Origin of the sequence: Allobosea massiliensis, from assembly GCF_042655245.1 — a bacterium.
GTDB lineage: Bacteria > Pseudomonadota > Alphaproteobacteria > Rhizobiales > Beijerinckiaceae > Allobosea > Allobosea massiliensis.
The window spans coordinates 110,083-122,869 of sequence record NZ_JBHSLU010000004.1 but is presented as its reverse complement, the minus strand read 5'-3'; the positions used below and the strand labels follow the sequence as shown (position 1 = coordinate 122,869).

Genomic DNA, 12,787 nt, shown 5'->3' with positions numbered 1-12,787 from the left:
GGGACGGTCAGACCGGCCGCGCCCAGAGATCGTGATGGCCGACCAGGGCGGAGGGTTTCTGCGCCTTGGAGGCCAGCCAGTCGGCGACCGTCGCGGGATCGACATGGCCGGTTTCGAGCACCGCGTCGGCGATGCCCTTGGCCAGCACCTGAGCGAGTTCGTGCCGCGTCTCGTCGATGCGCCAGGCACTGTCGCCGATCGAAACCGCGAAGCCCGATTTCCGGAACGCCTCGGCGAGGACATCGGTCGCCTCCGGGCCCGCGGCGGGACCGAAGCCCTTGTCGCCATGCTGGTGATGCTTGAAGGCCGCGAGCATGCGGGCATCGGCCGGATGGGGCGGCTGCCAGGTTTCGCGCCCGTCATAGGTCAGCACGGTGTAGAGCGGCAGGCGCAGGCTGGTTAGGCCGGCGACGAAGCGTTCCAGCCAGCGCCGCGAGGTCAGGTCGAAGAGCGCGGCCGCGGTGACGAGGTCGGGCTGCCAGCCCAGCACCCATTCGAGATCCTTGTTGAGGTCGGCCTGCCGCGTGTCGACCGTCATGAGATGGTCGCCCTTCCGCAGGACGAGTTCCTCGCCTTGCTCGCGCGCCTCGTCAGCCCAGCCGGCCAGGGTCTGCCGGGTCGCGGCGAGCAGCCGTTCGTCGAGATCGACAAGCGTCCAGTGCTGGCGTAGCGGCAGCGCCGCATAGGTGCCGCGCAGGTTCGAACCGGCACCGCAGCCGAGATCGACCACGGTGAGCGAGCCCTTGGCGGCGAAATGCGCGCCGACGGCGGCGAGCACCTGCGGGTTGCGGGCCGCGTGGTCGGCCGGCTCACGCAGCGCCAGCCATTCCGGAGAAAACCCCCCCATCAGCCCCCCTTTCGCCCGAAATCGGGCAGACAGATCCCGGCGACGATGGTCGCCGTTTCGCGCCAGCGCGGCAGGGCCGCGGCGGCGGCCCAGGCTGCATCGGCCATCGACCGGCGCAGAGCCGGCGCATCAATCAGGCTTGCCAGGGCCTTGGCAAGAGCGGCGGCGTCGCCGGGCGCGACTTTCAGGGCCGCAGCGTCCGGCGCGGTCTCCGCCGCCGCACCTCCGGTGGTGCAGACGATCGGCAGGCCACGGGCGAGCGCCTCCGTCAGCACCATGCCATAGCCTTCGAAGAGCGAGGGCATCACGAAGAGGTCGGTGCGGGCATAGGCTTCGGCGAGGGCAGCGTCCGGGATGGCGCCTGCAAGTTCGATCCGTCCGCCCAGATCCGCGGAGTCGATCGCGGCGACGAGGTCGCGCATCGTCTCGGGCGAGCGGTCGGTCGCACCGACGATCGTCAGCCGCCAGTCGCGGTCGCGCAGTCCGGCAAGGGCCTCAACGAGGACCCGGTAGCCCTTGCGCGGGACGACCGAGCCGACCGCCAGAAGGTGCAGCGGCCGCCCCTCCGCCGAGCCCGTGGCGCGTGGCGCCGGATCGACGCCGGGCAGGGCAACGGCGATGCGCGCCTCCGGGACCCCGAAATCGGAGATCAGCAGCCGCTTGGTAGCCGGGCTCGTCGTCACCACCGCGCGGACGTATCGCAGCGCGGCCGTCTCGCGCTCGTGCAGACGCTGCGCCATCTCCGGCGCCAGCCCGGTTTCCAGCGCGAGCGGATGATGGACCAGCGCCACGACGCGGCCTGCGAGCCCTGCCGCGATCCCCTCCGGAAAGGCGCCATAGGCAAGGCCGTCGATCAGCAGCGTGTCGTCATAGGGTCGCTGAAGGAGGGCCCGGCCGGTCTCGTGGAGATCGGCTTCGGTGGGGAAGGGAAAGGAGCCCGGCAGAGGGACATGCTCCGCCGGGACGTCCATCGCGCGCCATTCCGCCAGCAGCCGCCGGTCATAGGCGTAGCCGCCCGTCGGCAGGTCGATATCGCCTGGAATGGCGAAGGCGATCGTGCTCACGCGAGCGCGCCCTCATAGGTGGCGCGGGCGAGATCGGTCTCGTGCAGCGTGACGCGGATGCGGGCAAGCCCCGCGCCGTCCTGCCCGAGCGCGCCGGAGCGCGCTGCCGTCGCCATGGCGTCGAAGATGTATTTGCAGAGGAATTCGGTGGTCGTCAGCACGCCGGCGAATTGCGGCAGCGTGTCGAGGTTCTGATAGTTGAGCGGCTTCAGCGTCCTGTTCAGGACGTCGAGCGCGGCACCGATGTCGACCACGACATTCTGCTTGGTCAGCGTTTCCCGGAAGAAGGCGACGTCGACCACGAAGGTCGCACCGTGCATGTTCTGGGCGGGGCCGAAAAAGGGATCGGGCAGCGAATGGCCGATCATGATGCGGTCGCGGACTTCGACGGAAAACATGGATGGTCCTCGGTTGGAGTGGGGTCGCCTCAGGCCTGGAGCGGTCGCTGGCCGAGCGACTGGGACAAACGCAGCAGATAGCCATCGGGGTCCTGGACGAGAAACTGCCGCACGCCGGTCTCTTCCGCGGCACTGATCCTGTACCAGCGCTCCTCGGGCCCGAAGAAAATCGGCCAGGGCGCGTGCTTGAGGCGCTCGAGCAGAGGGGCGATGTCGCCGACCGTCATCTCGAAATTGATGCCGCGCCCATAGGGCTTTTCCCGCAGCCCCGTGTCCCAGCAGCGCTCTGAGGGACCGGTCTCGTATTCTTCCAGCATGAACTCGATGCCCCCGCGCTCGATCGCCGCGAAGCCCTGCTCGGGTCGGTCGTAGAGCACGCGGAAGCCCAGCAGGTCACACCAGAAGGCGAGGCTCGCGGGCAGTGCGGTCACGTAAAGCTCCGGCACCAGGGCAGGGCGCGGATATGTCCGAGGCGGTGTCATGGGCCCGCTTCATAACAGATGGCGGCCGTCAGACCATGCCAGGAGGGATCCAGCACCGCAGGCAGACGGGCCGGCGCCTCGGCGAAAGGAATGTCCTCGCTGATCAGCGCGTCGAGCCGGTCGTCGGCGAGGAGCGCCATGGCGGCGGCGGCGCGGCGGCCATAGTCCCAGCGCGGGCGCCGCGACGGCGCGATGCCGCCGACCTGCGTCGAGACGAGCTGCAGCCGGCCGGCGTGAAAGGCGCCTCCGAGCGGAGCCGGAACTGTGCCCTCGCCATACCAGCTCAGCTCGACAATGCGGGCCTCGTAGCCCGCCGACGCGACGGCGGTGGCGAGGCCGGCGGGCGAGGCGCTGGCATGGAAGACGAGATCGGCCCCCGTCGGCGCGTCCGCCGGCAGGGCGAAACCGAAGCCGAGTGCCTGCGCCAATTCGGCGCGTGACGGCGAGACATCGACCAGTGTCACCTCTGCACCGGGCAGGCGCGCCGCGAGCCAGGCCACGAGGAGACCGAGCACGCCACCGCCGACCACGACGATGCGGTCCGCCGGGCCGGAGCCGGCATCCCAATGGGCGTTGAGCGCGGTCTCCATATTGGCGGCGAGGATCGCGCGGCGGGCCGGCACCGCGTCGGGCACCGGGGTGAGCCGGTCGGCCGGCGCGACGAAGCGGTTCTGATGCGGATGCAGGCAGAAGACCGTCTCGCCCAGCCGCTCGGCGGGGCCCGCCTCCACCACGCCCACGGCGCAGTAACCGTATTTCACGGGGAAGGGGAAATCGCCGGTCTGGAAGGGGGCGCGCATGCGGCCATATTCGCCCTCGGGCACGCGGCCCTCGCAGACGAGTCGCTCGGTTCCGCGGCTGACGCCGCTCCAGAGCGTGCGGACGAGGCAGTTATCCGCGCCGAGCGGCGGCAGGGCCTCAGCGTTCAGGGCGCATTCACGCGGCGCAACATACCAAAGCGCCGTCGCCTGGATGCTTGCACTGGACGGAAATGCCGGCTTTAGCTCCCCGGCCTTGTCGTTCGGCGCCATGTCCTGCTTCCCGTCCCCTCTGCCCTCACCGCCTCGCCTCGATCGATCGCATGACAGAGACAGCCATGAACGAGCGCCCCGCTCCGACCACGTTCCAGCCGGCGGCGCAAGGCCTGACCCTCGACGCCTTGCCGCTCTCCGCGACGGGCATGACCCCCGCCGGGCTGCAGGAGAAGGCAGTGCTGTCGCGCCGCCGCTGGCTGGTGCTCGCGCTCAATCTGGCGACGCTGGCGGGACTGCTCTTTGGACTGGCGCAGGTGCTCGGGGCAGGCGGCTGGACTGCCGCGGATGGTGCGATCTTTGTCGCCTTCCTGTTCGGCGCGCCCTGGACCGTGCTGGGCTTCTGGAATGCCGTGCTCGGCTTCTGGCTGCTGCACGGTGTGAAGGACGGGCTCGAGCGAGTCGCGCCTTTCGCGGCCGCTGGCGATCTGCCAACGCCGATCCAGGTTCGGACGGCCGTTTTGATGACGCTGCGCAACGAGGACCCGGCCCGGGCGTTTGCGCGGCTCCATGTGGTCAAGAAGAGCCTCAATGCCACGGGCGAGGGCGGCTGGTACGACTATTTCGTCCTCTCCGACACCAATGATCCCGACGTCGCCGCGGCCGAGGAAAGGCTGGCTGCCGCCTGGCAGCAGGAGGCGGGCGAGGATTGCCGCATCGTCTATCGCCGCCGCAGCGACAATGCGGGATTCAAGGCCGGCAATGTCCGCGACTTCTGCGAGCGCTGGGGCGCCGATTACGAGCTCATGCTGCCGCTCGATGCCGACAGTGTGATGTCGGGCGAGGCGATCGTCAAGCTGACGCGGATGATGCAGGCCTATCCGAATCTCGGCATCCTGCAGAGCCTGGTCGTCGGCATGCCGAGCCAGTCGGCGTTCGCGCGCATCTTCCAGTTCGGCATGCGCCAGGGCATGCGGCCCTACACCATGGGATCCGCCTGGTGGATCGGCGATTGCGGCCCGTTCTGGGGTCATAACGCGCTGGTGCGCATCGCGCCTTTCCGCGATGGCTGCCATCTGCCCGTGCTGCCGGGCCGCCCGCCGCTGGGCGGGGCCGTGATGAGCCACGATCAGGTCGAGGCGACGCTGATGCGCCGCGCCGGCTACGAGGTGCGCGTGCTGCCGGTCGAGGATGGCAGCTGGGAGGAAAACCCACCGACCATGCTCGACTTCGCCAAGCGCGACCTGCGCTGGTGCCTCGGCAATCTGCAGTATCTGAAGCTGATGGACATTCCCGGCCTGCTGCCGATGAGCCGCTTCCAGCTGTTCTGGGCGATCCTGATGTTCCTCGGCCTGCCGGCCTGGACGCTGATGATCGCGCTGCTGCCGCTGAAGGCCATCGAGGATCGCGGCATCGCCGACTATCCCACTGGGGTCGCAGCCGGGCTCTATTTGCTCTTTCTGGCGATGTATCTCTCGCCCAAGCTCGCGGGCCTCGCGGACATCCTGCTGAGGCGGGGCGGTGCCGCCGCCTATGGCGGGCGTCTGCGCTTCGTCGCCTCGGCGGCGATCGAACTGGTCTTCGCCTTCCTGCAGGGCGCGGTGTCGAGCTTCCGCACGACGCTCTTCATGATCGGGCTGCTGTTCGGCCGCTCGCGCATCGGCTGGGGCGGGCAGGCTCGTGACGCCCATGCGCTCTCGCTGGCAACGGCGTTTGCAGGGCTGTGGCCGCATCTGCTTTTCGCGCTCTATCTGTTCGGCACGTTGGCGGTGATATCTCCGGTGCTGCTGATCTGGTCGCTGCCGCTGACGGCTGGCTATCTGCTGGCGATCCCCTTTGCGATGGCGACGGCGCTGCCCTCGCTCGGCGCTTGGTTCGCGCGGCGGGGCCTCTGCGGCATCCCCGAGGATTTCGACCCGCCGCCAGTGCTGCAGGCGATCCGCGCCGAGGCTCGTCCATGAATCCCATGCTCCACGCACCCGGCACGGCGAAGGCCATCGGCCGGTCGCTTCGGGTCTATCACGGCGACAAGTCCCGCCATCCGGCGATGGACGCGCTCTACGGCCGGTTTCTGAAGCCGGGCGACCTCGCCTTCGACATCGGCGCGCATGTCGGCGACCGCATCTCCTGCTTCCGTCGGCTTGGTGCGCATGTGGTCGCGCTCGAACCTCAGCCGGGGCCGGCGCGTGCGCTGCGGCTGATCCATGGCCGCGACCCGCAGGTCACGCTGGTCGAGGCCGCCTGCGGCGATGCCGAAGGCGTCGTGCGGCTGCGGATCAACAGCGCCAACCCCACCGTTTCGACGGCCTCCGACGCCTTCGTCGGCGCGGCGCGCGGGGCGGAAGGCTGGCAGGAGCAGGTCTGGGACCGCGAGATCGAGGTGCCCTCCACGACGCTCGACGCGCTGATCGCGCGCCATGGGCTGCCGGCGCTGCTGAAGATCGACGTCGAGGGGTTTGAGGCGCATGTGCTCGCGGGTCTCTCCCGGCGCGTGCCGGTGATCTCCTTCGAGTTCACCACCATCCAGCGTGATGTTGCGGAGGCTTGCCTCGCCCGCCTCGAGGCGCTGGGGCCGTATCGCTTCACGGTCTCACTGGGCGAAAGCCAACAGCTTGATCTTTCGGAGCCGGTCACAGGAGAGGCCATGCTCGATTATCTGCGCGCCCTTCCGCATTCCGCCAATTCGGGCGATGTCTACGCCCTCCTGCAGAACTGAGATCCGACCCCGATGCGCGCCAACCGTCTTCGCCTCGCCCTGTTCGCCCTGGCCCTCTCGGCAGCCCCCGCTTTCGCGGCCAGCGACGTGGCGGTGGAGGTCAAGAACGAGTCGGAGCCGGTGCTCTGCGCCGAGAAGGACAACGTCACCATCAAGGCGATCTCGCCCGAAGTGCGGCGCTTCCAGATCGAGGCGGCGCATCCGGCCTATATCGCCGGGCTGATGCGCGACAACTGGGATGCGGACTGGACCGCCTGCGACATGACGGGCGACCCGGTCTTCGCCGCCGTGACCCCGCCGCGGCGCGTCACCTTCTACGAGAGCATCGAGTACTGGCTCGTCGGGTACACCTTCCCGACCTTCTGGAGGCCATCCGAGACAACCTTCAAGGTCGGTGACCGCGTCGAGAAGGGCCTGCATCTCGTCCAGCTCTGGAAGCTCGGCAAGGATCGTTCGCACGAATTGCTCGTGGTCTATCCGCAGGACGGCTACTGGCGCGCCCGGCCGATGCCGCCGGCGCCGCTCGCCGCCACCGCCTATGGCTCCTCCTTCCTGGTCGGGCCGATCGTGCAGGATGGCGCACGCCCGGTCGTCAACATCCGCGAAATCGAGTTCGACCCGAAGACGGTTTCGTTCAAGATGAGCTTCAAGGATGGTTCGAGCGGCACGCTGAAGCTCGACAGCGTCGACGAGAATCGCATGGTGCTCGACGTCGTGCTCGACCGGCCGGTGGGCGGCGGCAACGCCTTCGTCGCGCTGCGCTCGATGTACGTCACGGAGTTCAACAATGACGTCGCCCGCATCGCCATTCGCGAGCCGGGTGCCAAGGGTTGGCGCGAGGAGCCGCTGATGCCCTTCGCCGGCGGCAAGGCGACCGATGTGTGGATGGGCCGGACCACCCATTCGCGCCACAACACCTCCTCGCCCGACATGGTGTTCCGCAATTTCTCGAAAGACCCGAACCCGCGCGTCCGCGCCGAGAAGAAGTAGCCGGGGCGGGGGCGCCGGGCGGAACGCATCGCGACGATGTCGCGTTGCCGCATGACGCGGGCGGCGCGGCACGCTAGCCTTGCTTGAATCCAACAGCCTCCGGGACCGCCATGCCTCGCTTCGCCGCCAATCTCTCGATGATGTTCAACGAGTGGGCCTTCCTCGACCGCTTCAAGGCGGCCGCGGATGCCGGCTTCGCGGCGGTGGAGTTCCTGTTTCCCTACGATCACCCGGCCGAACAGGTCGGGCTGGCGTTAGCGGGAGGGCATCTCCAGCAGGCCCTGTTCAACCTGCCCCCCGGCGATTTTGCCAAGGGCGAGCGCGGCATTGCGTCCCTCGCCGGGCGGGAAGAAGAATTCCGGGCCGGCGTCGAGATCGCGCTCGCCTATGCGCACGAGACGGGAGTGAAGCGCCTGCACATGATGGCCGGCCTCGCCGATCCCGACGATGCCACCGCCCAGGCGACCTATCGCGCCTCGCTCGCCCATGCCGCCGATGCGCTCGCGCCGCACGGCATCGAGCTCCTGCTCGAGCCGATCAACGGCAAGGACATGCCGGGCTATTTCCTGAACGATTTCGACCGGGCTGCAGCCTTTGTGCGCGAGTCGGGGCGGCCGAATGTTCGGCTGCAGTTCGACATGTATCATTGCGAGCTGATCCATGGCGACGTGGCGGGACGACTGAAGGCGCTGTTCCCGCTCGTCGGCCATGTCCAGATCGCCAGCGCGCAAGGCCGCCACGAGCCGGACGACCAGGGGCCAGACTATCCGCGGCTGTTCGCCCTGCTCGACGAGCTCGGCTATGACGGCTTCGTCGGCTGCGAATACCGCCCGCGCGCGGGCACGCTGGAAGGGCTCGGCTGGTTTGCGCCCTATCGCCGGCACGACCCGCGCCCCGACCCGCTGGACATGGCGTGATGCCGCCCTTCGCTTGGCCCCTGGTGGTCGCCGATATCGGGGGCACGAATTGCCGCCTGTCGCTGGTCGAGACCGCGGGCGCCCGGCCGGTGCATCTCGCCCGTATCCCGACCGGCAGCCAGGCGACACCCGAGGCCGCGCTGGAGGCCGTGCTGACGACGCTGGCGCAACGGCCGCGCTCGGCGGTTCTCGCCGTCGCCGGGCCGCTCGAAGGGCGCGCCGCCCGGCTTACAAATGCGAACTGGACCTTCGACGGCCCCGCACTCGGCCGGGCGCTCGGGCTGGAGCAGGGGCTGCTCGTCAATGATTTCGAGGCGCAGGCGGCGTCGCTCGCCGTGATCGGCGAGGGTGACGTGACGACTCTGGTCGCCGGCGAGCCGGAAACCGGAGGCACCCGGCTCGTGCTCGGCCCGGGCACGGGCTTCGGCGCGGCGGCGCTGGTGACGCGGGCGGGGCGCAGCGTGCTGGTTCCGACCGAGGCCGGGCATATCGGCGTCGGCCCGGAAGACCCGACGGAGGAGAAGATCTGGCCGGCGCTGGCCGCCGGGCTGCCGCGCGTCACCGTCGAATCCCTTCTCAGCGGCGACGGGCTGGTGCGCTTCCACCGCGCCGTCGCGGACGGCTCCGGACTGCGCGAGCCCGATGTCAGCGCCGCCGATGTGACGACGCTCGCGCTCGACGGCGACCCGGCCGCGCTGATGGCCGTGATCTGCTTCTGGCGGCTGCTGGCCCGCGTGGCGGGGGACCTCGCGCTCGTCTTCAAGGCGACGGGCGGCGTCTATCTCTCCGGCGGGATCGTGCCGCGCCTTCTGCCGCTGGCGGCGAAGAGCGCGCTCGGGAGCGTTTTCGCCGGCAAGCCGCCGATGGAGGAGCTGGCGGCACGCTTCGCGCTGCATGTGGTGACGGCTCCGGATGCCGCCGAGCGCGGCATGGCCGCCATCGCCGCCGCGCCCCAGCGCTTCGGCCTCGACGATCCGGCGCGCTTGTGGTTTGGCTGAGGACGGCATGCCGCCCGGCGGGCCTTTCCTTCTGTGACCGCGCCCGTCTTGTCCGCCATCCTCCCCATCCAGATGCTCCGCGCGCTCGCCGCCTTCATGGTGGCGGTGCATCATGTCCAGCCGGATGCGTCGGCGCTGGCCCGGCTCGGCGGCCGATCCTTCACGCCGAGCGAAATGCTGCCCTGGATGGCGGGCGTCGACATTTTCTTCGTCGTGTCCGGCTTCATCATGGTCCATGCCTCGGCCTCGCTCTTCGACCAGCCGGGCGCACCGGCCCTGTTCCTGAAGCGGCGGCTGGTGCGGATCGTGCCGCTCTACTGGGCTGCGACGACGCTCTTCCTGCTGGTCGGCCTGGTGATCCCGGCGATCCTCAACTCGGCCGCGCCGACGCCCGGCCAGATCGCGGCCTCCTATCTGTTCTGGCCTGCTGTCTCGTCCAGCGGGTTGGTCCAGCCGGTCTATTCCCTCGGCTGGACGCTGAACTACGAGATGCTGTTCTACGCGCTGTTCGCAGCGGCCCTCGCCCTGCCGCGGGTCCTCGTTGTGCCCGCGGTGACGCTCGCTCTGGCGATCCTCGTGGGTTCAAGCGCCATGGCGGGGCCGGTGCCTCTGCCCTTCGGCTTCTGGGGCCAGCCGATCGTGCTCGAATTCGCCGCCGGCATGGGGATCGCGCTGCTGCATCGGCGTGGCTTGATGCTGGGGGCGGGCCCACGCGTCGCGCTGGTGGCCATGGCCGTCAGTCTTTTGCTTTGGAGCCCGCATGCGCCGCTGCCGGCGGGTCCGTGGCGCGATCTCGCCCTGCATGGCTTGGCAGCCGCGCTGCTGGTGCTGGCGGCGGTGACGGGGTCGCGCGAGCCGGCCGCGCCCTCGGCGCTGGGTTCGGCGCTGGTGCGGGTCGGCGACGCCTCCTATGCGCTCTATCTCGTCCACCCCTTTGCGATCCGCGGGTTGCGCGAGGTCTTCGCGCGGCTCGGGCTGCTGGAGCCCTGGCTCTTCGTCATGGCTGCCCTGGCCGGCGCGGTGATCGCGGCGCTGCTGGTGCATCGCCTGTTCGAGGCTCCGGTGACGCGCGCGTTGCGGCGCTGGACGGGCGCCTGAATCTCGCCATCAATCGAGGCGGCGGCCCTTCAGCGATTGCCCGACGACGCCTCCGCTGCGGCGGCGCTCCGGCCGCTTCGCCTTGATCGCCGCGACATGCTCGGGCTGGGGGTGGTAGCCGCGCTCCATGATCTCGAGCGAGTATTCCTCATAGGTCAGGCCGAGCGCTTCGGCGTTGTCCTCGCGGCGCAGGGCAATGTCGCGCGGCTTCTTCCAGGCCTTGCGATGGGCGAAGCGCCAGTCGAAGAAGCGGCCGATCCGCCCCGTGCCCGTCTCCGACCGGCGCTTGCGCGGCTGCAGGGGCGGCCCGCCATTATGGCCGATTCCGATGGGGCGCTGACGCGGCATGGGCTCTCCTCCGACCCGGCGGTCCCGCAAGGCTACGGTTCCGGTCGGTTTTCGCAAGCGCCGTGCCAGGGTCTGCGGGCGTGACATCGCCGGCCCGCCGGTCTATCCCGCCTTCCATCTCCGACACGGACACGCCATGGCCCCCTTGCTGCATCTGCGCGACGTCGCGCTCACCTTCGGCGGACAGCCGCTGCTGGAGGCGGCCGAGATCGCGGTGTCGGCCGGAGAGCGCGTCTGCCTGGTCGGCCGCAACGGCTCGGGCAAATCCACCCTGTTGAAGATCGCGGCCGGCCTCGTCGAGCCCGATTCGGCGGAGCGTTTCGTGCAGCCGGGCGCGACGGTTCGCTATCTGCCGCAGGAGCCCGATTTCAGCGGCTACCGAACCTCGCTCGCCTATGTCGAGGCGGGGCTGGGACCGGGCGACGACGCCTATCGCGCGCAGTACCTGATCGAGGAACTCGGCCTCACCGGCGAAGAGGATTCCGCCACCATGTCGGGCGGCGAGGCGCGGCGCGCCGCCTTGGCGCGCGTTCTCGCCCCCGAGCCCGACATCCTGCTGCTCGACGAGCCGACCAACCATCTCGACCTGCCCGTGATCGAATGGCTCGAGCAGGAGCTGAAATCGCTGCGCTCGGCGATGGTGCTGATCAGCCATGACCGTCGCTTCCTGACCAATCTGTCGCGCGCGACGATCTGGCTTGATCGTGGCCTGACCCGGCGCATGGACCGTGGCTTCGGCGAGTTCGAGGCCTGGCGCGACGAGGTGCTGGCGCAGGAAGAACTCGAACGCCACAAGCTCGATCGCAAGATCGCCCGCGAGGAGGACTGGCTGCGCTATGGCGTCAGCGCCCGGCGCACCCGCAACCAGCGCCGGCTGGGCGAGCTCCACGGTCTGCGCGAGCAGCGCCGCACGGCACGTTTCGCCGTCGGGAGCGTCAAGCTGGAGGCCAGCGAAGCGCAGACCTCGGGCAAGCTGGTGATCGAGGCGCTCAACGTCTCCAAAGCTTATGGCTCGAATGTGGTGATCAAGGATCTGTCGCTGCGCGTCGCGCGGGGCGACCGGATCGGCATCGTCGGCCCCAACGGCGCCGGCAAGACGACGCTGATCAACCTCCTGACCGGGCAGCTCGAGCCCGATTCCGGCACGGTGAAGCTCGGCGTCTCGCTTGAGATGGTGACGCTCGACCAGCGCCGCGAGAGCCTCGATCCGGCTACGCCTCTGGGCGATGCGTTGACCGGCGGTGGCTCGGACCAGGTCATGGTCGGCGACACGCCGCGCCATGTCATCGCCTATATGAAGGACTTCCTGTTCCAGCCGCTGCAGCGGCGCACGCCGGTCGGCGCGCTGTCGGGCGGCGAGCGCGGCCGGCTGATGCTGGCGCGCGCGCTGGCGAAGCCCTCCAACATGCTGGTGCTGGACGAGCCGACCAACGATCTCGACCTCGAGACGCTCGACCTGCTGCAGGAGCTGCTGGCCGACTACAAGGGCACGGTGCTGCTGGTCAGCCATGACCGCGACTTCATCGACCGCGTCGTCTCCGCGACCCTGATCTCCGACGGCGACGGCGTCTGGACCGAGTTCGCCGGCGGCTACACCGATATGCTGGCACAGCGCGGGCGCGGCGTCGGCGCGAAGGTCAGGGTGGCGTCGAAGGCCGGTGTCGCTGCGGCGGAGCCGGCTGCTGCCCCGTCGAGCGCCCCCGTCGCGCCGACCTCAAAGCGCAAGCTCTCCTTCAATGAGAAGCATGCGCTGGAGACGCTGCCCAAGACGATCGCGGCCTTGCAGGCAGAGGCCGCCAAGCTCAACCAGGCGCTCGCCGGCGATCTCTACACCCGCGATCCCAAGCTCTTCGCCAAGGCTACGACCCGGCTCGACCAGGTGACCCGCGAGATCGCCGGGCTCGAGGAGCGCTGGCTGGAACTGGAGATGCTCCGAGAAGAAATCGGGGCGTAAGGGC

13 protein-coding genes are annotated in these 12,787 nt (G+C 69.5%); 7 read left to right on the top strand and 6 right to left on the bottom strand.

What is annotated here, in order from left to right; translation table 11 throughout:
• Positions 1-7 precede the first annotated feature (7 nt).
• From ACFPN9_RS01625 to ACFPN9_RS01605, 5 genes are read right to left on the bottom strand one after another with little or no spacing between them, the layout of a single operon-like run.
• A complete protein-coding gene (locus ACFPN9_RS01625) occupies positions 8-847 on the bottom strand; it encodes a class I SAM-dependent methyltransferase (RefSeq protein WP_377815054.1) in 840 nt (279 codons plus the stop codon).
• Entirely contained in the window at positions 847-1,911 is a 1,065-nt protein-coding gene (locus tag ACFPN9_RS01620) for a glycosyltransferase family 4 protein (RefSeq protein ID WP_066720350.1), read from the bottom strand. Before ACFPN9_RS01620 ends, ACFPN9_RS01625 begins: the two co-directional genes overlap by 1 nt.
• Entirely contained in the window at positions 1,908-2,309 is a 402-nt protein-coding gene (locus tag ACFPN9_RS01615; RefSeq protein ID WP_066720353.1) for a 6-pyruvoyl trahydropterin synthase family protein, read from the bottom strand. The genes ACFPN9_RS01620 and ACFPN9_RS01615 overlap by 4 nt, the downstream gene beginning before the upstream one ends.
• Positions 2,310-2,338: 29 nt before the next feature.
• Positions 2,339-2,740 carry a bleomycin resistance protein gene (locus ACFPN9_RS01610; RefSeq protein ID WP_245282289.1) on the bottom strand — a complete coding sequence of 134 codons (402 nt, stop codon included), beginning with the start codon at positions 2,738-2,740 and terminating at the stop codon, positions 2,339-2,341.
• 47 nt (positions 2,741-2,787) lie between these two features.
• Positions 2,788-3,822 (bottom strand): zinc-dependent alcohol dehydrogenase, encoded by a 1,035-nt coding sequence (locus tag ACFPN9_RS01605; protein ID WP_377815050.1) that lies wholly within the window; start codon positions 3,820-3,822, stop codon positions 2,788-2,790.
• A 50-nt stretch (positions 3,823-3,872) separates the two neighbouring features.
• On the opposite strand from ACFPN9_RS01605, the gene mdoH reads away from it, so the two are divergent.
• The 6 genes from mdoH (at position 3,873) to ACFPN9_RS01575 (ending at position 10,481) form a co-directional block, all read left to right on the top strand.
• Positions 3,873-5,723 carry a glucans biosynthesis glucosyltransferase MdoH gene (gene mdoH, locus ACFPN9_RS01600; RefSeq protein ID WP_377815048.1) on the top strand — a complete coding sequence of 617 codons (1,851 nt, stop codon included), beginning with the start codon at positions 3,873-3,875 and terminating at the stop codon, positions 5,721-5,723.
• Positions 5,720-6,478 carry an FkbM family methyltransferase gene (locus tag ACFPN9_RS01595; protein ID WP_066720365.1) on the top strand — a complete coding sequence of 253 codons (759 nt, stop codon included), beginning with the start codon at positions 5,720-5,722 and terminating at the stop codon, positions 6,476-6,478. The genes mdoH and ACFPN9_RS01595 overlap by 4 nt, the downstream gene beginning before the upstream one ends.
• A gap of 12 nt (positions 6,479-6,490) precedes the next feature.
• On the top strand, positions 6,491-7,468 hold the full coding sequence (locus tag ACFPN9_RS01590; RefSeq protein WP_066720368.1) for a hypothetical protein: 978 nt from the start codon (positions 6,491-6,493) through the stop codon (positions 7,466-7,468).
• A 110-nt stretch (positions 7,469-7,578) separates the two neighbouring features.
• On the top strand, positions 7,579-8,385 hold the full coding sequence (gene otnI / locus ACFPN9_RS01585) for a 2-oxo-tetronate isomerase (protein ID WP_066720374.1): 807 nt from the start codon (positions 7,579-7,581) through the stop codon (positions 8,383-8,385).
• Positions 8,385-9,383: a glucokinase gene (locus ACFPN9_RS01580; RefSeq protein ID WP_377815044.1), complete on the top strand. Its 999-nt coding sequence runs from the start codon at positions 8,385-8,387 to the stop codon at positions 9,381-9,383. The genes otnI and ACFPN9_RS01580 overlap by 1 nt, the downstream gene beginning before the upstream one ends.
• 48 nt (positions 9,384-9,431) lie before the next feature.
• Entirely contained in the window at positions 9,432-10,481 is a 1,050-nt protein-coding gene (locus tag ACFPN9_RS01575) for an acyltransferase family protein (RefSeq protein ID WP_245282288.1), read from the top strand.
• A 9-nt stretch (positions 10,482-10,490) separates the two neighbouring features.
• Here the strand turns inward: ACFPN9_RS01575 and ACFPN9_RS01570 are convergent, their stop codons facing one another.
• Positions 10,491-10,829 carry a hypothetical protein gene (locus tag ACFPN9_RS01570; RefSeq protein WP_066720379.1) on the bottom strand — a complete coding sequence of 113 codons (339 nt, stop codon included), beginning with the start codon at positions 10,827-10,829 and terminating at the stop codon, positions 10,491-10,493.
• Positions 10,830-10,965: 136 nt separating this feature from the next.
• On the opposite strand from ACFPN9_RS01570, the gene ACFPN9_RS01565 reads away from it, so the two are divergent.
• Complete coding sequence (locus ACFPN9_RS01565) at positions 10,966-12,783, top strand: ABC-F family ATP-binding cassette domain-containing protein (RefSeq protein ID WP_066720382.1); 1,818 nt, start codon at positions 10,966-10,968, stop codon at positions 12,781-12,783.
• Positions 12,784-12,787 lie beyond the last annotated feature (4 nt).

Excerpts from the sequence above, each read along its gene's own strand:
- ACFPN9_RS01625 (WP_377815054.1), bottom strand. The coding sequence starts at position 847 with ATGGGGGGGTTTTCTCCGGAATGGCTGGCGCTGCGTGAGCCGGCCGAC.
- ACFPN9_RS01615 (WP_066720353.1), bottom strand. The coding sequence starts at position 2,309 with ATGTTTTCCGTCGAAGTCCGCGACCGCATCATGATCGGCCATTCGCTG.
- ACFPN9_RS01605 (WP_377815050.1), bottom strand. The coding sequence starts at position 3,822 with ATGGCGCCGAACGACAAGGCCGGGGAGCTAAAGCCGGCATTTCCGTCC.
- mdoH (WP_377815048.1), top strand. The coding sequence starts at position 3,873 with ATGACAGAGACAGCCATGAACGAGCGCCCCGCTCCGACCACGTTCCAG.
- ACFPN9_RS01595 (WP_066720365.1), top strand. The coding sequence starts at position 5,720 with ATGAATCCCATGCTCCACGCACCCGGCACGGCGAAGGCCATCGGCCGG.
- ACFPN9_RS01590 (WP_066720368.1), top strand. The coding sequence starts at position 6,491 with ATGCGCGCCAACCGTCTTCGCCTCGCCCTGTTCGCCCTGGCCCTCTCG.
- otnI (WP_066720374.1), top strand. The coding sequence starts at position 7,579 with ATGCCTCGCTTCGCCGCCAATCTCTCGATGATGTTCAACGAGTGGGCC.
- ACFPN9_RS01580 (WP_377815044.1), top strand. The coding sequence starts at position 8,385 with ATGCCGCCCTTCGCTTGGCCCCTGGTGGTCGCCGATATCGGGGGCACG.
- ACFPN9_RS01570 (WP_066720379.1), bottom strand. The coding sequence starts at position 10,829 with ATGCCGCGTCAGCGCCCCATCGGAATCGGCCATAATGGCGGGCCGCCC.
- ACFPN9_RS01565 (WP_066720382.1), top strand. The coding sequence starts at position 10,966 with ATGGCCCCCTTGCTGCATCTGCGCGACGTCGCGCTCACCTTCGGCGGA.